Origin of the sequence: Algoriphagus lutimaris (assembly GCF_017051705.1) — a bacterium.
In the GTDB taxonomy this organism is placed as follows: Bacteria; Bacteroidota; Bacteroidia; order Cytophagales; family Cyclobacteriaceae; genus Algoriphagus; species Algoriphagus lutimaris.
In genome coordinates this window covers 2,263,540-2,287,379 of the sequence record NZ_JAFIDJ010000001.1, presented here as the reverse complement: position 1 = coordinate 2,287,379, position 23,840 = coordinate 2,263,540, and the positions used below count along the sequence as shown (strand labels likewise).

The following is a 23,840-nucleotide window of genomic DNA, read 5'->3' as shown; positions in this document are numbered from 1 at the left end:
TTTCCTATATCAAGTTCTGTTTAAATTCCAGTATAATTAAATGGAGTAATCTGATTCAATTCAGCCTTTAATTCATCTGAAATTGGAAGATTTGAAATGAACTCCCTAATGGAACTTTCGGTGATTTTGGTATTCGTTCTTGTCAAGTCTTTCAAAGCTTCATAAGGTTTAGGGAAAGCTTCTCTTCTCAAAACGGTCTGAATGGCTTCTGCCACTACTGCCCAGTTATCTTCCAAGTCGGCATGAATTGCTGCTTCGTTCAATTCCAATTTATCCAGGCCTTTGGCTAAGGATTCTAAAGCAATAACCATATGTGCTAAAGGTACACCTATGACTCTCAAAACAGTACTATCTGTTAAATCCCGCTGAAGTCTACTAATTGGAAGTTTGGCAGCCAAGTGTTCCAAAAGTGCATTTGCAATTCCTAAGTTTCCTTCTGCGTTTTCAAAATCAATCGGGTTTACTTTATGTGGCATTGCTGAAGAACCGATTTCCCCTGCTTTGATTTTTTGCTTAAAGTAATTCATCGCGACGTACTGCCAGATATCTTTTGCCAAGTCAAGCAAAATGGTGTTGATTCTCTTCAAACCATCAAAATGGGCAGCTAAGTTATCGTAATGTTCAATCTGAGTAGTAGGGAAACTACGAACCAATCCAAGATGGTTTTTGACAAAGTGAACGGCAAACTCATTCCAAGCCACTTCCGGATATGCTACTTGGTGCGCATTCATATTTCCGGTGGCACCACCAAACTTAGCCGTGTAAGGTATTTGGTTCAGTAACTCTAATTGTTTTTCTATTCTCACTACAAACACATTGATCTCTTTTCCCAATCGGGTAGGAGAGGCTGGTTGGCCATGTGTCTTAGCCAGCATAGGAATGGACTTCCATTTCTCAGCTTTTTCCTCCAATTTGAGCAAAACCGCTTCCAATTGAGGGTAGATGACTTCTGTCATCCCGGTTTTAAGCATCAATGGGGTAGAAGTATTATTGATATCCTGGGAAGTCAATCCAAAATGGATGAATTCCTTTTGAGCTTCCAAACCCAACTCATCAAATTTCTCTTTGAGGAAATATTCCACTGCTTTTACATCATGATTAGTGATTCGTTCAGTGGCTTTGATTTTTTCAGCATCTTCTATGGAGAAATGATCCACAATCAATCTCAAGTCTGAAAACAATGCATGGTCGAAGTCTTTGAGTTGTGGCAAAGGCAATTCGCAGAGCGCTATGAAATATTCTACCTCTACATGAACTCGGTTTTTGATAAGTGCAAATTCTGAAAAATAAGCTCTTAAAGGGGCGGTTTTGCCGGCATAACGGCCATCTACAGATGTTACCGCTGTCAACGCATTTAATTCCATTGGACTATTCCGTTTGTTTTTGGAGCCTGCAATTTAGCTTTTTGCCTCCAAATCATTGACCTTCATCCTTCGATTTCAGAAGTTTTGTTGGGTTTTTCCGAACCTCAGGTCAAGAAATCAGGTTAACCAATGGAATTTATCCTTATTCAAAGCAATTATTTGGGAGGAGAAGTTAATTTTGCAGTCATAAAAAAAATACCTAAAAAGTTTAATACAAGGATGTTCAATTTATTTAAGAAAAAGAAAGAGGTAGCGAAGAAACAAACTTTCCTGCCTTTGAAAGTGAGGGAGGTAGTAAAAGAAACAGCTGATACCGTTAGTATTTATTTTGAACAACCTGAACCTTATTTGGAGTACAAGCCAGGTCAGTTTTTGACTTTGGTAATGGAGTTTGAGGGAAAAGAACAACGTAGGTCATATAGTCTTTGTACCTCCCCTTATATGGATCCATTCCCTGGTATTTCTGTTAAGAGGGTGCCTGGAGGGCTGTTTTCAAATTTTTTGAATGAGAAAATCCATCCTGGAAAAACGATCAATGTCATCAAACCCTTGGGTAATTTTACCACGGACTTTCATTCCAAAAATCAAAAGCATTTCTTTTTGGTAGCTGGTGGAAGTGGAATTACCCCTATAATGGGAATTATGAAATCTGTTTTGGTCAATGAGCCCAACTCCAAAGTGACTTTATTGTATTGCAGTCGGCATGAAGAGCACATCATTTTTAAGAAGGAATTGGATGAATTGGAGCATAAATATGCAGATCATCTGAAAGTCATTCATAACCTAAGCCAACCTACTGAAGCTTGGACTGGACTGAAAGGTAGATTGTCTAGTGAAACCTTAAAAGGATTGGTAAGTACTGCCGAATCTGAATCAGAATTTCAAACGGAATACTTTATATGTGGACCAGAAGGGATTTTGGAGACTACCTTGGGGGTACTGTCGTCCCAACAAGTAGCTAGCGAAAAAATCCACAAGGAAAGCTTTTTCTCTGCAGCAGCTGAAGCAGCACATGAGGCGGCAGCATCTGCAGGCGGACTGACAAGAGATGTAACAGTCCTGTTGGAAGGAGAGGAGCATTTGGTGACAGTCACTCCAGATAAAACCATTTTGGAAGCAGGCTTGGATCAAAATTTAAATATGCCTTTCAGTTGCCAAAGCGGTCTTTGCACCGCTTGTCGAGGTAAATTGATCAGTGGTGAAGTGAAAATGGATGAGGATTCGGGGCTAAGCCAAAATGAGATTGATGCTGGTTACGTTCTTTGCTGCGTAGGAAGACCTATGACAGATGACGTAAAAGTCCGTATTGAGTAATTCCAATCAATTTATGGAAATCGAAGAAATCCGGAAAATCTATAAAAGTCTGGAGCAGTTAGTGTTGATCCTCATGTTGATTGCTTTACCGCTATTTGGAATGATTTACCTGTACTATAATTCTGGGAATCTGGACTGGGGCCTCCCTGAGCTTCCAGGCTTCCTTAACGGGATTTTGTCTGGAACTGGTACAGCCTTGCTCCTGGTTCAATACTTATTGTTTCATAGGAAGCTGAAAGAATCTTTCAAAAAGGGAGATTTAGTAGATAAAGTGAAGGTATATTCCAAGGCCACGAAAGAGCGATTTTATATATTATTCATCAGCTCGCTGGTGGCTACCTTAGGTTTACTATTCTATGGTAACCCTTACTTTATAATTCTTTTTGCTGGAACCTTGGTTTTCTTTTCTTTAGCAAAGCCTACTCCGGATCGAATGGGTAGATTAATGAAATTGAAAAAAGAGGATCGGGATTTGATTCATCAAGCCTCAAGACCTGAGTAATAAAAAAACGCCAATCTAAACTAGATTGGCGTTTTAGTTGAAAGAAGTTGGTTTAGTTTTCTATAATGATATTTCCGGAAGAAATAGAGCCTTTGACCCAATCAGAAGAACCATTGTCTATTTCTAGATTTCTACCTGTATTGATTCCTCCTACTTTAAGATTTCCAGAGGAAGCTCTTAATGAGAAGTTGAGAGATTTTAAGTCAGATGGAGTCTGAATTCTAAAGGAACCTGATGTTCCATTAAACCGGGTGTTGCCATTCAGACCTGCGTTGGTAGCTCTGATATTTCCGGATGTAAATTTCAACTCTCCTAAATATCCAATGTTGCTTAGTTTGGCATTTCCTGAAGTCAAGGAGGCACTTAATTCTCCGCCAATCGTATCAGCTTCTAAGGAACCGCTGGTAGAACCATAATCTACATTTCCTGTGACATGTGTGATGTCTGCATTTCCTGAAGTTACACTTGCTTCCACATCTCCATCAACTTCATCAATATACAAAGACCCTGAACTGGCCTTCACACTCAAATCACCATTGATATTAGAGGCAGAAATTTTTCCAGAGCTAACTCTTAGAATGGTTTCATCATTGGTTATACCATCTACAGAAATGGTTCCTGAGCTGTTTTTAATATCCAAGGCCATGGCCATTGGACCATTGATTTTAATGAATCCTTTGTTTCTATTATTCCCCCAAGAGCTATTATTGCTACGCTCGTAGGAGATTTTTAATACGTTACCTACGGTCACAAAAATGATGTCCTGGTCTTCGTCATTTGACTCCAGGTAGGCTTCTACTTTCACATCAGCACCAGAGCCTCCATCGTAAGAGACATCAAGCCAACCACCACTTACCTCTATCTTGCTGATATTAGAGTAGGACTTATTGGCATCAACAAGGACTTTTTGTGCAAAACCGACTGTAGCAAACAAAAGTAAGGCTACCAGTATGGGACTTATTTTGAAGAGATTTTTCATAGTTTAATTGATTATCTTATTGTAATTCCAAAGCTCATGGCATTTACCTCAGGGCCTAGATTTTCCTGAAATAGATTGTTTAAATCGTAGTTAAAAAAGAGTGTGATATCTCCAACTCCTACTTCCCCTCTGGCTCCATAGCGAAAGTTTTCAACATACATATTTGATTTTTCAAACTGCTTTTGTTTATCTCCATTTTCGTCATTGTATACAAACTTCCCTCTTCCTCCAATTCTCAAACCTGCATATCCCCCTAATCCAAGTCTTAGCTTATGGTTATTGGTTAAAATGGTGGGTACCAATGTGAAGTTTGCATAGGAGGCGGAAATTTTTGATTTGGTCCCGATGCCTCCTTCGAATTCCTCCCAAGTAATGCCATCTGGGTTTTTCAGGGCGATCAGACTTCTATCCTCAAGCTTGAAGTTGTACCAGCTGACGCCAATGCTTGAAAGAAGGTGGAAGTTTCTGGATGGTTTATAGGTTCCTTCAAAATTGATGGCATAATACCAGGATCCCCAAGGCTTCACATCCGGCATCTCTCCGGAAGGATTCACCAAATTGATACCTAATTCAGTATTAAAATCAGCTCTAAAGTTTCGGTTTCTGGATTGATACCTTTCTTTGATTTTAATTTCATCATCCTCTTCGACCTCCAAAATCCACTTGTTGTCCTCATTTTTATAATATCTCCAGGAGCTGCCAAAGACGTTAATGACTTTGTCTTTGGTATAAATTACCGTATCCGGTTTGTTTTGTGCAAAAGAAGTACTTATCGAAAAAACGAATAGTAATAATAGTAGTAGTTGGTTTTTCATTTTCAAAAGTGGTTAGAAAATAGGGCCGAAGCCCTGTTGATTAGAATACTATGCCGAAAGTGATGGGGTTCAACTCAGGGCCTTTTTCATCTTGGAAAAGAGTATTTAAGTCGTAATTGGTGAAGAATTTAACTCGACCAACACCTAGTTCTCCTCTGATTCCGTACCTGAAGTTATTCAAGTATAGTCCGGTGTTTTGTTTGTCCTTTTTACGGCCAGAACCTCCCAGTTCTCTGTAGACATATTTGGATTGTCCTCCTAAACGATAGCCTGCATAAGGTCCAGCAGCGATTCTCAATCCTTTTCTTCCATTATCGTTCATTTTCCCAAAATCCAGCTCAAGCATGGTCATTGCCATGATGTAGGAAGCAGAGATTTTGCTTTTAAAGCCGTCTACATCGGTTCGTTGTACGAAGTCAATCATATCATCCCCTCTTACAGCTTGAAAATCCCGATTTTCAAATTTGAAATTGTAGAAGTTAAAACCCAGTCCAAAGTCCCAATAAAAACCTTTTGAAATTCTTTGGGCTGCCATCCAATTGATTCCGATATTCCAGCTTCCCCAGCCTTTTACTGAATATGGATTGTCAGAGGTAGGGAATTTTCCATCTCCATTTAGGTAGTTATTGACTCCTAAGTCTACATTAAAGTAGGTGCGAAATGGAGGGTCATTGTTTTTCTTCATTCCGGATTCAACACGTACTTTGGTATTCGCTCCTGACTCATCCACTAGGATTCGCATTCCACCTATATAGACTTCGGTTTCTTCCCAGTCCTCCCTCACTTTTACTACTTCTTTGGTTGTACCATCTTTCTTTTTGATTTCAACGATGGTCAATTCTCCAGAATCTTCATTTTCTTCCAGATCCAATTCTCGAATGATCTGGTTGATATTCATCAGTTTAAGCTTTTCAAAGTCCTCTTTGCTATCCACGAGGATGACTACTTTTCCTGACTTTCCAAATTCTATGACTACACTGTCGCTCATCACAGTCTTGTAGGTGTCATTTGATGGCATGGTACTGGCGATACCAATTTGAACCAGTGCCATCAGGCAGAATAATAAAAGATATTTTTTCATGATTAGATTTCGATTTCTTGTGGCGATTTTTTATTTGTCAGCTCGTTCTTTTTTAGAAGTAAGATTGGTGAATAGGTTGTTTTTGGCATCTTGCAAGTCTGCAAATCCCTGGTCTACTTTACCCAATAATCCGCCGACTTCATTCACTGTTTTGCCAATTTCAGCAATCAGGTTTTTGTCTTTGGGTTCTTCCTTCAACCCTGAGGAGAAAATTTTAACGCTGTATGCAGGGGCTTCTTCGGTCATTGTCTTTTCCTCTGCTACTGCCTTCTTGATATCCAAATCAGGGAGCTCCATTTCTGGTTCTACCATTGGCTTCAATACTGGCTTCTCGTCAGGTGCAATTACTTCAGGAACAGCTATTTCCTCTTCTCGCGTTTCGGTCATCGCAATCAGATTTTGAGTAGTTGTCTCCGTAATTGCCGGCTGAGTATTTGATGGTTTGTTTTTTGTAATTTCTGTTTTTGACTCTTCCTTGATTACTGCAGGAGCAGATGACTCCTCTTGCTCAAATTCGATTTCTGTAGGTAACTCTTCAGAAAATGGAGTTTCTGTATTGCGCATGTCTGATTTATCAGGAGAGATTACTTCTTGGTTTGTAGCCAGGAAATCATCGGAATTGTCATTAGTTTCAGAAGGATAAAAGAAATACCCGGCTGATAATAAGATCACCACGGAAGCAGCCGCCGCCCACCAGAATCCTCGATTGGATTTAGGTTCTTTAGGAAGCTCTTTTTCTAATCTCTCCCAAGCTAATGCACTGGGTTTGACTTCGTGTTGGTCCAGTTTTTCCTTGAAAATCTTGTCCAACTTTTGTGATAAATTAGCCATTGTTTCTCCTTTCGTTTGGTATTAGACAGGCAATTTTTTCTTTTAAGACATTTCGGGCTCTGTTAAGCTGCGACTTGGAGGTGCTTTCGCTGATTCCAAGTAATTCAGATATTTCCTTGTGGGAATAACCTTCTATTGCATACAGGTTAAATACAGTTCTATATCCTACGGGTAAACTTTGAACCATTTCCATGAGTTCTTCAGTCTCCAAATGATTGAGTTCATAATTTTGATCCTGAAATTCCGCTTCATTTTCCATGTTCACTTCCATCATTAGGTGTCTGTTACTCCTCAATGTCATGAGAGCCTGAGTGACTATGATTCGTTTCATCCAACCTTCGAAACTTCCCTTGTTCTGAAATTGGGGTAGCTTATCAAAAATTTTCATGAATCCTTCAATCATCACATCTTCCGCATGTTCCCGGTCTTTTAAATACCGGATGCAGATGGCCAGAAATTTTCCCGAATACGAATCATACAGGTGCCGCTGGGCGGACCGATCACCTTTTAGGCACCCTTGTATTACTCTTGTCTCGGTAGAAAAATCGGTTCTGCTGAACATTACTAGTGGCTTTCAATTAAGTAGATGCAAAGCTTAAAAGAATGGTTGCTTCAGTGGGTGAAAAAAATAAATTTTTTTTGATTTCTTTATAATTTTACTCGTAAAATATTGATTTACAAATAATTATAAGTTTTAATATTTCATATTTAAGTTAGGGATAAATACAGTCTTTTAGTAAAATGCTTTGTAATTAATGAGGATATCCAATAAGGTCCATTCATTTTCCTTCACAGTAACTGGTTGAATATTTCCTTCTCCATCGAAGATGCTGGCGAATAAACCATTTTCTTCTACAGTCAGGACAGTGTATCTTCCTGGACTTAGGTCCACCGCATATTTCCCTGTCCCATCAGTTTTTACTTCTTTGATCTTGGTCGAAGGAATGGAAGTGATTAAACCTTCTTCTACTTTTACATCAGAAATATTAGTCAATGGGAAAATATGGAGGGTTCTCTCTACCTTTTTTACCCCTTTTTCGGGATTCTCTCCATCCTGGATCATAGGCATTTGATTCCCTTCAATCCAGGTGATAGTTCCTATGATCCCTTGACCTTCTGGCTGGTATGGTTTACACTGGAAAAGCAGCAGTATGGGAAGAAAGAAGGAGAGTGTTTTTACTAACTTTTTCATTTTAATAATAGGTCTTCAAATTTAGTTTTCAAATATTTTCAAACAGCAGAAACGATTCCAAATACTGAGGAAGGATGGTTTGCCATCCCAATTCGTCATGGAGTTTCTGACCCAAGGTACTGGCACTTTTTTCTTCACCATGAATGATGAAAGCGATTTTGGGTTTTTCGATAAAACCTTCTGCCCAATCCATCAATTCATTTTGGTCTGCATGTGCTGAGAGACCATCAATTTGATAGATTTTGGCTTTTACCGGTACTTCTCTACCATAAATCCGTATTTCCGGCTCTCCATCCAATAATCTTCTTCCTCGGGTGCCTTCCGCTTGGTATCCTACAAATATCACCCCATTCTTTTCTTCAGGTAAATGATGAAAGAGATGGTGAAGTACTCTTCCTCCAGTGGCCATTCCACTGGCGGAAATAATAATAGCATTCCCACGGTACTCATTGAGTGATCTGGATTGCTCTTGTTTCTGGAAATAATGAAGTTGAGAGTGATCAAATGGATGATTTCCATCCTCTTCTAAAACGGCAGACAATTGATGATCATTTTTGAAGTCGAGATAGAGTTTAGTCGCATTGATGGCCATCGGAGAATCCAGAAAAATAGGGGCTTTAGGGATTTTTCCTTTTTCCATAAGCTGGAATAAGTAGTACATCACCATTTGGGTTCTTCCCACAGCAAAAGCCGGAATAATCACCAGTCCTCCTCGATCAAAAGTATCCCTAATTGCTCTACCTAATTCGTCTTCAGGCTTGACAGGAGGGCTGACCCGATCTCCATACGTAGATTCAATCCACAAAATGTCGGCTTTCGGTATCCGTGATGGTGGATATAAAATCGGATCATGGTATCTACCCAAGTCTCCGGAGAACACCAATTTCTTTTCCTGTTCTTTTCCTTTAACTACTATTTTTACAATTGATGCTCCTAAAATATGTCCTGCATGGTAATAGGTGACCGTTACATCAGGGTGTATAGAAAAAGGACGCTCAAATTCTTGAGGTACTAATTTTGGGAAAACTGCTTCCGCATCCTCTTGCGTGTAAAGAGGTTGTGGATTATCATGTTTTGAATAGCCCTTTTTTCTTGCATATTCCGCTTCCTCCTCTTGTAGCTTACCGGAATCCAATAATAAGATTTTGGCTAACTCAGCGGTTGCTTCCGTGCAATAGATTGGACCAGAAAAACCCTGCTTGACTAACTTGGGTAAATAGCCAATATGGTCTAGATGTGCATGAGTAAGTACAATGGCTTCCATCTCCATAGGAGGCATAGGGAATTTATCCCAGTTTCGGTCTCGAAGCTCTCGATTTCCTTGGTATAGTCCGCAATCCACCAAAAATTCAAATTCTCCTAGGTCAATTAGGTATTTGGATCCGGTGACTGCCCCAGCCCCTCCCAAAAATTTTACTGTAACATCCATTGTTATTGGGTTTTTGAAAATAGAAGTTACAAAAAAAGAGGCATCCAATTGGATACCTCTCATATTTTAAAACCGAGTTTTTGAAACCCGTTGCACTTATTGAGAAACGCTATCTGCTTTTTGTAAGTATTTTGCCTTGCTGATACTATCCAACTGAGCTCTGGAAAGCGAATCCATAAACACTTCTCCCGCGTCATCTTCATCCTCCTCGTTTTCGTCACTACAAGTAACGCAGACTAGTCCAGCTTCATTAAATACCCAGACATTTCGCTGATTTACCTGCGAGGATCTATAACCATTTCTATAGATGGTGTTACGGATGATTTCAAGAAGTGATCGCTCCATGATAAATGGTTTTTCATAAGGAACATTCAGCACCAAATTGATTTTTTGGTCTCTAAAATTCCCAATTGAATTTACATCAAAACCTTCGTCAAACGTTACTACAGAATCTCTTACTGTGTAGGTGTACACAATTTGCTCTGCATTTTCCATGGCCTCAGCTTTAGATTTTCCTCTAGAGAAGGCATCTTTTGTTAAGGTTACCAGAGAGTCTGAAGTCCCTTCCAGCCTTAAGCTTACCCGGTTGAATGTAGCTTCTTCACTGATAGGGTTTAGGTTTAAAATCATCGTGCCCTCGGTAACTGGAACCACTTCTTCACTCTTAAACCAGTTTTCAGATTTGAACAATGCTACAATTCTAGGAATCTGGAACCCACAAATTCCAATACACAATAACCAAAGACCTAAAGCAACCAATCCGAATCTTCCTCCAATGATACTTTTCTTAGCTAGCACACTTAAACCTAAAAGCAATAGGATAATGCCAGGAATAATCAATAAGAAAGAAGCTGCTACTACCAACCAAACTGGAACAAGATTAGAGAACAATTCAATTGGGAAATTATCCATTATCATTACATAATCGTCATTGGTGAAGATTCCAAAATAAACTCCCAATGCGATCAATGGTGCGATAGTAATCAAAATACCCAAGAAGAATACGAAGAGTCCAAATAGTACCCGAATTACCGTTAAAACTGCTCTACCCACCGGTCCAAGAGCTTTTCCGATCGCTTCAATCACCTGGCCAATAATTCTAAATGGAGTTAGTAAAATCTTTCTGGTATTTGATTCAGGAATAGGAGGGATAGGGTTTTGGCTTTCCTTTACCGTAGTATCTATATTATCCAATGTAATTTCACCACCTTTCATCTGGATTCGTTCGGTAATTGAACTGGCCACAGGGGTGATTATCCAAAGTACCAAGTAAATCAAGAATCCGGATCCTCCCGCCAAAATCAATAATACGAAAGCAAGTCTGGTCCAAATTACTTCTATACCAAAGTATGCTGCTAAACCTGAAGCGACTCCACCTAGGACTTTATCATCAGGATTTCGATAAAGTTTTTTGATGTTTTTATCCTCTTTTACTTCATATGAAACAGGTAAAATGACCCAAAGTACGATATAAGCCACCACAGCAATAAAGCCAAAACTGAAGTTGAACCTAAAGTTGTCAAATGGCATGATGTCGAATAGACCTGGGTTTAATCGGACGTTGCCACTGAACAAAATCAAGATCGCAATCAACCGGGTCCATAGAGGATCTATGGCAAAATACTGGGCGATTCCTGCACAGACACCTCCAATAATCTTCTTGTTTTCAAGCCGAACTAATTTTTTATATCCTCCTTTTTCTCCTTGTTGAGGGGTGACATATTTGTAGTAGTCTTCTTCTTTGGGATTGGCTTGCTGTTCATATTCCTCTTCCAATTTTTCTTCCTCCACGGTAGCAAAATCAGCTATGGTTCCCATTTTTTCAATGAGCTTATCCACATTTTCTGCGGTGATTACCTGCTTGTTGTTTTTGAGGTTAGACAAGAAAATCTCAGCGATCCGATTTTCGATATCGGAGATGATCTCATGATTGTCTTTATAGGAAGAGAAATGCTTATTGATCGCATCGAGGTATTTCCGAAGCGTATCGTATCCGTCTTCTTCAATGTGGAAGAGTATTCCACTGATGTTAATGCTTATTGTCTTTTTCATGTGTTGTTCAATTTAGAGGGTTGCCACATGTCCGCCTGTAAGGAACTTTGCCAGATTCTGGAATGTGCTTCTCAATTTCATAGGTTCAATTCTTAGAGGTGATTTCTTGCGTGGAATTGACTAACGATGTCCAGGTTTCTGAAAGCGTACCTAGAAATTCTTTACCTTCCTCGGTAATGGAATAATATTTTCGAGGAGGTCCCGATTCAGATTCAACCCAGCGGTATTGAACTAATGAAGCAGACTTAAGTCTGTTGAGTAGGGGATAAAGTGTGCCTTCTACGACGATCATCTGAACTTGAGTAAGTTCATCGATCAAGTCTGAAGTATATACTTCACCCCGGGAGATAATGTGCAAAACGCAAAACTCTAAGAGCCCTTTGCGCATTTGAATCTGTGTGTTGGCGACATTCATAGTAAGGTGATTTTTTTTCCTTGCTTTTGGAAAATTTGATTTCCGTTTCCTCATTTGATAGAAAAATGATACCAATCTTTTCTAAGCTACCTTGTATAACCTAATTCCTTGCTATAGAAAGCTGATTTGGTATGCCAAATCCGGAATAATCCTACCATAGAGCCTTTATTTGCACTTTTTTGATTTTTAAATTCTTTAAAAAAAAATAGGAGCAAAAGTGTAACATTTTATTTCTGCCGAAAAAACTGCAACATAGTGAACAGAAATATGTACGATGGCGTACAGTGTGGCGATTCTTTAAAAGAAAAAAGCCAAGTACTATTAACGACTTAGATATTTACTTTATTTTGGTTTTGTGAAAATCACTAGACTTTTAATAGGTGTTCTAATTTTCTTGCCTTCACTGATGCTTTTCAGTATCAGGGTTGGTTTTTCGCAATCCATTGCACCTAAATATTCCAATGAATTTTTAAGTATTGGTGTGGGAGCAAGGGCCTTGGGAATGGGTGGAGCCCAGGTGGCAGCCTCCCGAGATGTTACATCTGCCTACTGGAACCCTGCAGCCCTGATGGGTATTCAGCACAAATATGAATTTACATTAATGCACTCCGAATATTTTGCCGGCGTGGCCCAATATGATTACTTGGGTTTCTCTACACCTATTAAAAATGAAAGTCAAGTAGCTATTTCACTGATCAGATTTGGTGTGGACGACATTCCAGATACAAGATTTTTGTATGATGCGAATGGGGCACTAAATTATAACAACATCCAGTTTTTTAATGCAGCAGATTATGCCATGCTGCTGAGTTATGCTCGGGATCTTTCGGATAAGTTTAAAGTAGGAGCAAATGCCAAAGTCGTTCATAGGAATGTTGGGAAGTTTGCCCAGGCTTGGGGCTTTGGTTTAGATGTGGGAGGAATCTACACCCATAAGAAATTGACTTTAGGTTTAATGGTAAGGGATATTACTACCACCTTCAATGCTTGGTCTCATGATGCGGAGTTGGTTCGAGACATCTATTCTCAGACTGATAATGAAATACCTATAAACTCCGTAGAACTCACGCTTCCAAGAGCCATCGGAAGCATTGCCTATGATTGGAACTTGGGCACCAATTTTAGCTTGTTGACCGTAGCGGATTTGGATATGACCTTTGATGGAAATAGAAATACCCTGATTCATAATTCGGTATTTAGCATTGATCCCAAACTAGGAGTTGAAGCAGGATTTCAACGAATAGCCTATCTGAGAGCAGGTATTGGAAATTTTCAATACATCAAAGATTTTGAAGGTAAAGAATCCTTGAATATGCAACCAAGTATGGGAGTAGGAGTGGTTTTGAGTGAGAAGTTCCAAATTGACTATGCCCTTTCAGATATTGGGAATGTTTCCGAAACACCCTATTCTCATGTTTTTAGCGTGAAAGTAAGTTTGGAAAAATTGGACTCGGAATTCAGGAAATTTAAAGGATGGGATTGATGAAAAATTTGAAAACGTGCTTCTTATTCCTTGGCTTTCTGTTCTTCAGTTACCTTATCCAAGCGCAGCAATCCAATTGGTATGCATACAATCAGACCTATTATAAAATCCTGACAGCAAAAGATGGCATTTATAGAATCACTTCTGAAGTCTTAGCTGCTAATGGAGTAAATGTGAATGCGATTGATCCAAGAACAATCCGGCTTTATCATCGGGGAAAAGAAGTGGCCGTCTCTTTGGTCGGACAAGAGGATGGAAGCTTTGATTCAGGAGATTACTTGGACTTTTATGGATTGAGAAATGATGGGACTTTAGATTCTTTGCTGTATACTAAGTTTGACCGGCTCCCAAACCCCTATTATAATACGCATTCAGATAGTACCGCATTTTTCTTAACTATCACTCCAGGTGAATTTGGACTGCGAATGGCTGAACGTCCTGCTCCTGAAAACAACATGGCTCAGTTGAACAGCTTTGGTACTGAAAAATTAATGGCCTATGGAGAGCAATATTCATTAGGGGTCGGGTATGCTTTTGATTTTAGGTTATCCATTTATGATCAGGGTCAAGGATGGATGAGTTCGATTATTACGAAAGGTAATACCCGTAATTTTACGTTGACCGATTTAGGTAATCCGAGTAATTCTGGCCCAGGAACACTTGAAATTGGATTAGTGGGACGCTCCTTGCACAATCATAGTACAAGAATTTCCGTGGGACCTACTGCTGCTTCCCAGCGTTTGGTTCAAACCCAGAATTTCTATGGGTATGAATACCCTCAATTGACATTACCTCTGACTATGGGCGACTTTAACGCCGATGGAAGTATCGTAATTAGTGTCCAATCAACAGGTACAGAGGCAGCAGATAATGTTTCTGTGGCTTACACCAAAGTAACTTTTCAGGAAAGAGTGGTGCAAGGAGATTTTTCTTCTAAACTATTCCTTGTACCTCCTGGAAATCAGCAGATCTCAATTTCTCAATTAAATAGCAGTTACGAGGCTATTGAAATTTCCAACTATCGAATGCCTCAGAAAGTAATACTATCTAACTCAGAGAATCAACTCAGTTTCAGAGCTTCCGTATCTTCCGATAGCAGCAAAATTTGGATTCAAAATGAAGAGACTATTCTTCGGGTCTCTAAACTAGAACCGGTACAGTTCAAGAATTATCTGGCCCAGGAAGCAGATTATATTCTGGTGGGGCATCATATTTTGGAAAAGTCTGCCAATCAATATGAGAATCCTTTACAGGCCTATGCGGCACATCGGGCTTCTCCATTAGGAGGAGGTTTTAAAACCATGACTGTCTTCATAGAGGATTTGTATAATCAATTTGCATATGGAGAGGAATCGCCTACAGCTCTATTTGAATTTTTAAATACCTATTATCCTGTACACAAACCAAGTCACTTATTGTTGGCAGGAAGATCCTTGACCATGTATTCTACAGCTAGACAGGGAGGAGTCACTTATTTTTACAGAAATAACCCAAGTGCTTTTACGTTTCAAAATCTCATTCCTCCTGGAGGATATCCGATCTCTGATAATAATTATGTGGTAGGTTTAGATCCTGGCAGCCCGGATACACCGGCAATGGCTGTAGGAAGGATCCCCGCGAAAAACTCACAGCATTTAGCGGATTACTTGGATAAGGCCATTGAAAAAGATGCGTTGGGTGTGACTGCACCTTGGCAAAAGGAATTGATTCATTTGAGTGGCGGGGTATCCGAGTTTGAATTAAACAGGTATTTCAATTACCTCAATGGTTATAAAACCATTGCAGAAGGATTGTATTTAGGTGGAAATGTGAGTACCTATAGAAAGCGGTCCAATTCCACAATTGAACTGATTGACATTACTGGTGATCTCAATGAAGGCCGATCTTTGGTGACATTTTTTGGCCATGGGGCGCCAACGGTAATAGACATTGAAATAGGGTTTGCCTCCGATCCAACCTTAAATTATCAGAATAAGGGGAAATACCCAGTGATGCTTTTCAATGGTTGTGATTATGGAAGTGCCTTTGGTACTACTTATACTCAAGGGGAGGATTGGATCATTACTCCAGAAAAAGGGGCTTCTAATATTATGGCCAATACCTCTGTGGGAGTGGATGTCATCCTCAATCGATATTCAAATGCCTTTTATTCTAGGGCTTTTGCGGATAGTTCGAGTATCTACAAGACAGTAGGAGAAGTCAAGAGACTGGCAGAAGTGGATTTTGTGGAGAATTTTGGATTAGTGCCTCTAAGTTATTCCCATATGGAACAAATGGTTTTGCTTGGAGATCCGGGGACTCGAATGTTTCCTGCAGACAAAGCAGATTATTCTTTAGATGAAACAGAAGTATTCTTTGAAAGCTTTGATGAGTCGCCACTAAATGCCTTATCGGATAGTATCAAATTGACCTTTGTAATTCGAAATATTGGCATTGTGAATACTGATTCTGTTGCCTTTAGAATTAAGCGAAAATTACCAGATGGAACGGAAATAGCCTTTGACCCTGAAGAAATTTCCTATATCTCCAGAAAAGATACCTTGGAATTTTCGGTACCGAACATTGGACTGAATGCTGCAGGAGATAACACCTTTACTTTGGAGGTAAACCCTGCGAAATCTATCCCTGAAATGACTTTTGCCAATAATTCTGTTTCCATCACTGAGTTTATTCCTTTGAGTGGTACTTTGAATCTGTTCCCCCTAGACTACGGAATAGTTTCTGAATCCAATGTGAATTTAATAGCTCAGATTCCTGGAAATCCTAAAAAGGATAGAACCATCATTCTTCAATTGGATTCGGCAGCGAATTTCAATTCAGCCTATCGAAAGGAAATCAGGATTACTACTTCTGGATTGGTGGAATGGCCAGTTGCTTTGTTGTCGAATATAGATTCTGCAACCTATTATTGGAGAACGAAATTTCAAGAACCTCAACTAGGAGAAACGGATTCCTGGACAACTTCCAGCTTTACTTTGATTCCAAATGGAGCAAAAGGCTGGACCCAGCGCACCAATGACCAATTGGAGGAAAATCAATTGACAAATCTGGAGCTGAATACCCAAAGAACAGAATGGAAATATTTGGATAAAAAACTCGGCTTTGAGGTATTCACCGTTGGAGCAGGGGTAGATACCTTGAGCTACAAAAACACCCAATTCTACTTGGATCAGGTTCCTCAAATCATTGACAATGTCAATAATGCCAATAGCCGACTTTGTCCCAATGGTTCGCTGGGGATGGTTGCCTTTGACCAAAAAACGTTGACTCCTTATTTATCTATTCCGGTTCCAGGCTTCGATATTTTAGATCCTAGAGCTTGTGGTCGAGTGCCTCAGGTGATCCAGAGCGTTCAGAATTCCTGGATTACGACTCCAGGTCAGACGTTTTTGGAGCAATATGTGAATGGGGTGAAAGATGGAGATTATGTAGTCATTTTCTCTGTAGGTAATGTCACCTTTGATGCTTGGCCAGATGAAGCCTATGCTTTGTTAAAGAAATTTGGAGCCAATGAAGCTACGCTCAGAAATCTCAGTACAGGAGATCCTTATATCCTGTATGGTCAAAAAGGAATGGCACCAGGTGAGGCAATAGAAATTGTTGGAGATACCAATCAGGAGTTCCCACCTAACCAACAAACCCTTTCTTTTGATACGGAACTAGAAGGGTACATTACTTCTGGGGTGATTCTGACTCCAAGAGTGGGGCCCGCCAGCAATTGGGAGCGGTTTTTCCAACATGTCAAAGCCAGAAATTGGATCAATGAAGAGGAAAATACCTATTTTGATATCATTGGGGTAAAGGCAGATGGACAAGAAGAGGTGATCGTGGCTCAAGTATTGGATCAGGAATTGGATCTTAGCTTTATCAACTCCACTACCTATCCTTATTTGAGATTACGGTATGCTATGGATGATCCTGAATCCACTGCTCCGGCTCAATTAGATAGGTGGCAAGTGAATTATTCGGGAGTTCCCGAAGGCGCCTTGTTTGTGAAAAATTCCAGAGATCAGCTGTCTTTGAAAGAAGGTGAACAAGCAACGGTGGACTTGATTTTCAAAAATGTATCAAAATACAACTTCATGGACTCGATTCAGGTGGATTGGAAATGGACCAATCTGAGTTCTAAAAAGGTGGAGAGTTTAACTAAGAAGTTCCCTGCATTAAAAGCTGGGGAATCCATTGAATTTAGTATTGAGTTTAATTCCATTGGAAAAGCAGGAGAAAATGAATTGGAGGTATTTGCCAATCCTAGAATTCAACAGGAACAGACTTTTAGAAACAACCAAATAGACTTTGGAACCTATGTTTTGGTAGAGGCGGATGAAACCAGTTCCTTATTAGATGTGAACTTCGATGGGATTTATATCATGGATGGTGATATTGTTTCTCCTACTGTGATGGTGACCGCTCAGTTGGTGAATGACCAGACCTTGCTTTATAAGAAAGATACCGTGGGAATGGATATTTTCTTGAAACAGAACTGTGAAGGTTGTGAATTTGCGAGGGTGAACTTTTCAAACCCCAACTTAACTTGGACTCCAGCTTCAGAGGATTCCAGGTTTAAAGTCTCCTTCTTGCCGGGTCCTTTGGAGGATGGAATCTATACCTTGAAAATCCAGAATGAGGATTCTCCTCAACCCTACGAAATTACTTTTGAAGTGGTCAATGAGTCTCAGATTACCAATTTTTACCCTTATCCTAATCCTTTCAGCACCAGCGTCAGGTTTGTATTTACTGTGACTGGGTCTGAAGTTCCAGATGAGATTAAAATTCAGATTATGACTGTCACGGGGAAAGTGGTAAGGGAAATCTTACAAAATGAATTGGGACCGATTCGTATCGGGAATAACTTGACTGAGTATGCCTGGGACGGAAAAGATGAGTTTGGAGACCAATTGGCCAATGGTGTATATATTTATCGGGTATTGGTTCGAAAAAATGGACAGTTCATGGAGCATCGTCCCACTGCTGGAGATAAAGCCTTTAAGAAAGGTTATGGGAAGATGTATTTATTACGTTGATAAAGTTGACGCCTATAGTGGTAGGTTTCTCCAAAGGGAAGCTGATTTCATTTCAATTGAAAACTAGATTTAGAATCGACATACGGACTATTGAAAACTGCGTCTGTTCATTGAACACTTCTCATTGATTATTCCGAGCGCTATTTACACAGCAAAACAATTCGTCTTCGGCCTTCTACAATTACTTGATTTTTCCTATTAAGTGTTAGGGTTGGAGGAAAAGGTTTATGATCTTTTTTTACCATGGACTCCGCTGCAAGCTTCCTCATGGCTAAAATCTTTGATCCCATTGAAGTCTAAAGGAACAATAATTCAATTAGGTATTCTGAAAAACTGCCTACTGAACACTGTTCACTTCTTCCTCTTTCTCACATACCCATAAATTCCCATTCCTCCAATGATCAACAATACTAAGCCGATTCCCCATTGTAGAGGTGAGTTCATGGATTGTTTTGCTGCCAAATAGGAGCTGGCCAATACTCCGGCAGTAAAAGCGATCACTGTTCGGGTAAGCATACCAGGAATTCCGAATATCAATACTTTTGCTAGGCTCACATTCATGGAGGCGAAGAGGAAATTGGAAATAGAAAAGGGTACTACAGGGCTGATACGCACAAAAAATACCAAGGAACCTTCTTTTGCTTTCCGGGCTTCTACTTCCGCATGAAACTTTGGGTTTTTCTTAAAGACTTGTTCTGTGAGTTCCATATTGATGAATTTCCCAATACCATAACCTATTACAGAAGCGAGGGAGTATCCCAAAATCAAAAAAGGTAATGATACCCAGCCAAAATAAAATCCGGAAGCCAGGGCGATCAATGTGGTTGGTAGTAAAGCTAAGCCCATGATCAGTGCCCCAATCAAGGAATAGATCAAGTAATCAATTCCAGTGATGAGATTGTATTGTTCAAGAAAATCATAATTCACTGCAAAAACAGCACTGCCTATAAGGGGCATAGAAGTAACCCATAGCCAAGCAAGTATTCCTGTGGGATGATCTCCCAAGTAGGAGGAAATAGTTTTGAAAATACTGCCCTTTTTTGTCATCTTTGATTGGCCTTCAGGAAGAAGTTTCTTCCAAGAGCCTACAAGTTTAGTGAGCAAAAGCCAAAAACACCCTACCAATTAAAAAGATTTCCCTAAAAAACTAATTGATAAGAATTAAACCCATAAGCATATGAAATTTGGAACCAAAGCCATCCATGCAGGAATAGCACCAGATCCAAGTACCGGAGCGATCATGACTCCAATTTATCAGACATCCACTTATGTGCAGCGATCTCCAGGAGATCATCAGGGCTATGAATATTCGCGAACCCATAATCCAACCCGAACTGCCCTACAGGATAACCTAGCTGCTTTAGAGAATGGAAAACATGGGATCTGTTTCTCCTCTGGTTTGGGAGCGATCGATGCGGTGGTGAAGTTGTTTAATCCGGGAGACGAGATCATTTCTACCAATGATCTGTACGGAGGTACTTATCGCTTATTTACTAAAGTATTTGAGCGGTATGGAATCAAATTCCACTTTGTACCTATGGGCGATCCAAAATCCATTGCCACTTATATCAATGAAAATACAAAGATGATCTGGGTGGAAACTCCGACCAACCCTATGATGAATATTATTGATGTGGCTGGAGTCGCTGAAGTTGCGAAGGAACATGGAGTTTTGCTAGCAGTTGACAATACCTTTGCTTCTCCCTACTTACAAAACCCCTTGGATCAGGGAGCAGATATCGTGATGCATTCCGTGACCAAATACCTGGGAGGACATTCCGATGTGGTCATGGGTGCCTTGGTCTTGAATGACGACGAACTTGCATCCAAGCTAGTTTTTATCCAAAATGCATGTGGGGCTACTCCAGGCCCTCAGGATTGTTTCTTGGTGCTTAGAGGGATTAAAACCCTCCATCTAAGAATGGAGAGACATAGCCAAAATGGAAAGACTATTGCGGCCTACTTGAAAAACCATCCGAAAGTGGAAAAAGTCTACTGGCCTGGTTTTGAGGATCATCCAAATCATGAGATAGCCAAAAAGCAAATGCGCGATTTTGGAGGCATGATTTCCTTTACTTTGAAGGGAAATAAGCAAGAAGATGCGATAACCGTCATGGAGAATTTCCATCTTTTTGCTTTGGCAGAATCCTTGGGTGGAGTGGAGTCTTTATGTGGCCATCCTGCTTCCATGACTCATGCAAGTATCCCTAAGGAAGAGCGAGAAAAAGTGGGTTTGGTGGATTCTCTAATCCGATTGAGTGTGGGTGTGGAGGATGCCGAGGATCTCAAGCAGGATTTGGCAAATGCCTTATCAAAGATTTGATTTAGTGTTTTGATATAAATTGAAACCAGCCGTGAAGGCTGGTTTTTTTTCAAAAAGTATTCAATATTCCTACTTTCTAATTTCAGTCATCTTTAAGTTTCAATAACAAAGAGGTACGAAAAAAGGCAGCAAATTTCAATTTGCTGCCTTTTTTGATTTAGGTTGTTTGGCTATTAATAACCAGGATTCTGTACTAAGAATCCTTCCACATTGGAAGCGCCGTCAATGGCACTTTGAGGAATAGGAAACAATCTTTTAATACTTGAAGGATTAGTTGATATAATAGGTATCCAATCCATCCGCCTATTGTATTGGTAATCAAATCAGTAACGTCAAAAGTCCCGATTTTTAAAATGATCTGTAGGCTTTCAAAGAGGAGGCTAAGCAGGAAAATGGAAAACAGCTGCTTTGAAAAACTCCATGATTTCATCAATGTGGCTGTATAGGTGCCTAGAGGAATAAAAATCACCACATTTAAAAGGACTTCCATTTTGCTCAAATAGAGCGTTATAAATGGAATGAGGTTCAGACTTCTTTTTTCCATATAAGAAAACCCCTCTCCAAGTTTGAATAGGATAATCCAAACCAAAACAAGTAGATAGATAGCCAATAGGACTTTGGTCCATTGATTTGCCTGACGACCTTTTTTATTACCTGGAATCGAGTGGGAATTCATTGAAGGAGTGTCCTAATGAAAAAAAAATAGTTAAAGGTGTATTTTGAAGATATAGTTTAATATTATTGAACAGGACTCTTTATAACGATAGTTTTAATAGTAAGGTTATCACTTGTATATTCAAGAAATCATAAATGAATTTAGTCATACAGGCTATTTGTTTTTTTGTTTTAAAAAGAGTCCAACTGAATAGCTTCCGTGTTTAATAAATCTTGAATTAAACCATAAAGGTCAACCAGGTCCCAATTGGTTGATAAAAGTTCTTGAATGGCATGAAAAGACAATTGGTCTCCAGAATTTAGTTTTTCAACAAATACAGATAGGCCAGGGGTCTTTTTGACAGGGATACGGTGACCTCGGGCAAATAATAAAATTCGTCCAGGATCTGTTTCATCTAATAGGATAGGGAAAATCTTTTTTCCTTGGATTCTGAAATTTCCTGATATGGGTATTTGCTTTTGGCTTAAATTCGATTTTCTTCGGATCCCCCCATTACTTTTTAGAGCAGTGATTTTACGTACAAAAGCCATCTTCAGCTTTTTCCCAATGGATTCAACGTCAATTCTATCTCTCAATGAGCCAGTAGGTTCTTCTAACTGAACAGGCGTACCAAAACTATCATGCTGCTGGAAGTTTTCTTCGGCCGCAAGTTGTAGGAGTTCGTTTTCAAATTGATCTAAAGGTGGGTTGATATAGTCCAAAACGAAACTCATTGAAAAATCAGGGGTGTCAGCCACATGGTATACATAGTGCGGAATAAACATGGCGTCTCCGGGTTTCAATTGGTATTCCTCGCCTGAATCCATCATCTCCTGAATGTTGTGAAATACTTCCGAGTTATGTGCAATTCCATTGTATTTTGGATCGTCCCAAGTGTAGAAGTTTTTTTGTCCTGGGCCTAAATGAAAAAGAATTCCATCTTCTCCGGTGGACTCTTTATGTATCCCAAAAGGAGTGAAACCATAATTCCCCATGAAAAAAAGAAAGGAAAGTCCATTCAAAGGCATTCCTGCTTGTTGCAAAAGTGGCCTTACAATTTCCGCTGCTTTTTCTGCAAAAGCATTGCTATATTCCTCCAAACCAATCAAGATCATTCCGAATTTTTGATCTCCAAAGATCTCTTTTGACCATCCTTCAAGGCTTTGTCCTTTGCAAGGAGGTTGGGCAATCATTTTTTCAAGATATTCATGCCTGAGTTCTTTATTGATGTAGACTTTAAGGCCTATGTGAATGTCATGCTTGGCTAAGAATCCTCTCAATACTTCAATCAACAACTCCTGAATGGAATCAATTTCTGATTCTGAAATTAGTTGTTTGGCTTGTGCCGGTTTGGCTAATTTGGAAGTGTCTTGTAAAAAACGTTCCCATAGAATTGAATTCATATTTAAAAAGGAAGACTGAAACAATGAGGGACAATCAATGGCCTATTGTTTCGATATAAAATGAGTTGAACAATAGAAAAGATTCAGGTTACTCCGCTTCCTGAAAAATGAAGGAAGGTTTATAACTTTTAAGCAAAATAAGAATTAGACCAATTTATCAAAAAGCAGATGTGCTTGTTTTTCCGCTTGGGAGGAAAGCAATTTCTTTTGAACCGTTAATTCATTGGTCCAATCCAGGTATTTTTTTGAGGCATTTTCTTTTTCCGCTAAAAAATGTGTGAGAGACTGCAGGCACAATTGGTTGGAGTACCAAGGTTTTAAACTATTCTTGAGCAAATTGATTTCTTCATGAATACTTGGAACAAAAATAGGGTTAAAGCCTAAATGGATCAGTAAGTTTTCCAACATGATGATGGTCTTAAGCGCATCAAATATTTCTTTAAGGGCTTTACTGTCCAAACTTGCTTTAAGATCCAACTTGATAAAGTCGAGTTCCTCTTGAATGATTTGGTTGATCGCGGAGTTGATAGCTAAAGGTTTCAGACCTTTGCTAGCATGTTGCGCATTTTGGTAAAGTTCATCCCAACTCTTTAAGGTACTTCCTACCACTAAATCGAATGATTCATTATAGAGTTTCTTTTTTTGCTTATCTAAATAAAGATGATAGCTGTTAAAGGTTTGTTTGGTCTTTTTTTCTCGATCCAGGATATTTCTTTCCACCAATTTGAAATGATGAATCTTCCTTAGATTTTTCTGAAACTTCTTGAAAGGAGAAAAGATATCAAATTTCAAGCTTTCTTTTTCAAAGTGGATTTTCCCGAGCAGATTACAATAAAGCTCCATGAATTCCATTTTGGCAAGTAATTCAATTGCTTTCTTGGATTTAATCTGCTTCCCCAATGCCAAAAAGAGGCCTTTTGCATCGGAATGCTGGCGTTCAAAAACTTGAAAAATCGGGGAGACCTTCGTCTGCATGAT

General features: G+C 39.5%; 18 protein-coding genes and 1 pseudogene. 5 read left to right on the top strand and 14 right to left on the bottom strand.

The window, feature by feature from the left end:
- Positions 1 to 20: 20 nt before the first annotated feature.
- Positions 21 to 1,364, bottom strand: a complete 1,344-nt coding sequence (purB, locus tag JYB62_RS09370; RefSeq protein WP_205645125.1) for an adenylosuccinate lyase — start codon at positions 1,362 to 1,364, stop codon at positions 21 to 23.
- Between the two features lie 219 nt (positions 1,365 to 1,583).
- Between purB and JYB62_RS09365 the strand changes: the two genes are divergently transcribed.
- Positions 1,584 to 2,678 (top strand): ferredoxin--NADP reductase, encoded by a 1,095-nt coding sequence (locus tag JYB62_RS09365; RefSeq protein WP_205645447.1) that lies wholly within the window; start codon positions 1,584 to 1,586, stop codon positions 2,676 to 2,678.
- Between the two features lie 13 nt (positions 2,679 to 2,691).
- Positions 2,692 to 3,180, top strand: a complete 489-nt coding sequence (locus JYB62_RS09360; protein WP_205645124.1) for a hypothetical protein — start codon at positions 2,692 to 2,694, stop codon at positions 3,178 to 3,180.
- Positions 3,181 to 3,232: 52 nt separating this feature from the next.
- On the opposite strand, the gene JYB62_RS09355 is transcribed toward JYB62_RS09360, so the two are convergent.
- From JYB62_RS09355 to JYB62_RS09315, 9 genes are all read right to left on the bottom strand, one after another.
- On the bottom strand, positions 3,233 to 4,159 hold the full coding sequence (locus JYB62_RS09355) for a DUF4097 family beta strand repeat-containing protein (RefSeq protein WP_205645123.1): 927 nt from the start codon (positions 4,157 to 4,159) through the stop codon (positions 3,233 to 3,235).
- Between the two features lie 11 nt (positions 4,160 to 4,170).
- Positions 4,171 to 4,974 carry a hypothetical protein gene (locus JYB62_RS09350; RefSeq protein ID WP_205645122.1) on the bottom strand — a complete coding sequence of 268 codons (804 nt, stop codon included), beginning with the start codon at positions 4,972 to 4,974 and terminating at the stop codon, positions 4,171 to 4,173.
- Between the two features lie 40 nt (positions 4,975 to 5,014).
- A complete protein-coding gene (locus JYB62_RS09345; RefSeq protein WP_205645121.1) occupies positions 5,015 to 6,055 on the bottom strand; it encodes an outer membrane beta-barrel protein in 1,041 nt (346 codons plus the stop codon).
- Positions 6,056 to 6,085: 30 nt separating this feature from the next.
- Positions 6,086 to 6,886: a hypothetical protein gene (locus JYB62_RS09340; RefSeq protein WP_205645120.1), complete on the bottom strand. Its 801-nt coding sequence runs from the start codon at positions 6,884 to 6,886 to the stop codon at positions 6,086 to 6,088.
- Positions 6,879 to 7,448 (bottom strand): RNA polymerase sigma factor, encoded by a 570-nt coding sequence (locus tag JYB62_RS09335; RefSeq protein WP_205645119.1) that lies wholly within the window; start codon positions 7,446 to 7,448, stop codon positions 6,879 to 6,881. The genes JYB62_RS09340 and JYB62_RS09335 overlap by 8 nt, the downstream gene beginning before the upstream one ends.
- Positions 7,449 to 7,619: 171 nt before the next feature.
- Positions 7,620 to 8,078 (bottom strand): carboxypeptidase regulatory-like domain-containing protein, encoded by a 459-nt coding sequence (locus JYB62_RS09330; protein ID WP_243431484.1) that lies wholly within the window; start codon positions 8,076 to 8,078, stop codon positions 7,620 to 7,622.
- A gap of 28 nt (positions 8,079 to 8,106) precedes the next feature.
- A complete protein-coding gene (locus tag JYB62_RS09325; RefSeq protein ID WP_205645445.1) occupies positions 8,107 to 9,507 on the bottom strand; it encodes an MBL fold metallo-hydrolase RNA specificity domain-containing protein in 1,401 nt (466 codons plus the stop codon).
- A 96-nt stretch (positions 9,508 to 9,603) separates the two neighbouring features.
- Entirely contained in the window at positions 9,604 to 11,559 is a 1,956-nt protein-coding gene (locus JYB62_RS09320; protein ID WP_205645118.1) for a PspC domain-containing protein, read from the bottom strand.
- Positions 11,560 to 11,644: 85 nt separating this feature from the next.
- A complete protein-coding gene (locus tag JYB62_RS09315; protein WP_074225056.1) occupies positions 11,645 to 11,974 on the bottom strand; it encodes a PadR family transcriptional regulator in 330 nt (109 codons plus the stop codon).
- A gap of 406 nt (positions 11,975 to 12,380) precedes the next feature.
- On the opposite strand from JYB62_RS09315, the gene JYB62_RS09310 reads away from it, so the two are divergent.
- Positions 12,381 to 13,457, top strand: coding sequence for a putative type IX sorting system protein PorV2 (locus JYB62_RS09310; protein WP_205645117.1), 1,077 nt, complete (start codon positions 12,381 to 12,383; stop codon positions 13,455 to 13,457).
- Entirely contained in the window at positions 13,457 to 18,481 is a 5,025-nt protein-coding gene (porU2, locus tag JYB62_RS09305) for a putative type IX secretion system sortase PorU2 (RefSeq protein ID WP_243431483.1), read from the top strand. Before JYB62_RS09310 ends, porU2 begins: the two co-directional genes overlap by 1 nt.
- Positions 18,482 to 18,832: 351 nt before the next feature.
- Here porU2 and JYB62_RS09300 read toward each other — a convergent pair whose 3' ends face one another.
- Positions 18,833 to 19,528, bottom strand: a complete 696-nt coding sequence (locus tag JYB62_RS09300; RefSeq protein WP_205645115.1) for a VTT domain-containing protein — start codon at positions 19,526 to 19,528, stop codon at positions 18,833 to 18,835.
- Positions 19,529 to 19,658: 130 nt separating this feature from the next.
- Here JYB62_RS09300 and JYB62_RS09295 point away from each other — a divergent pair, with 130 nt between their 5' ends.
- Complete coding sequence (locus JYB62_RS09295) at positions 19,659 to 20,804, top strand: cystathionine gamma-synthase (protein WP_205645114.1); 1,146 nt, start codon at positions 19,659 to 19,661, stop codon at positions 20,802 to 20,804.
- 328 nt (positions 20,805 to 21,132) lie between these two features.
- Here the strand turns inward: JYB62_RS09295 and JYB62_RS09290 are convergent.
- From JYB62_RS09290 to JYB62_RS09280, 3 genes and pseudogenes are all read right to left on the bottom strand, one after another.
- Positions 21,133 to 21,480 (bottom strand): annotated as a pseudogene (locus tag JYB62_RS09290) (VanZ family protein); the annotation flags it as partial.
- 170 nt (positions 21,481 to 21,650) lie between these two features.
- Positions 21,651 to 22,862, bottom strand: coding sequence for a cupin domain-containing protein (locus tag JYB62_RS09285; RefSeq protein ID WP_205645112.1), 1,212 nt, complete (start codon positions 22,860 to 22,862; stop codon positions 21,651 to 21,653).
- A 144-nt stretch (positions 22,863 to 23,006) separates the two neighbouring features.
- Complete coding sequence (locus JYB62_RS09280) at positions 23,007 to 23,837, bottom strand: hypothetical protein (protein WP_205645111.1); 831 nt, start codon at positions 23,835 to 23,837, stop codon at positions 23,007 to 23,009.
- Between the last annotated feature and the right edge of the window lie 3 nt (positions 23,838 to 23,840).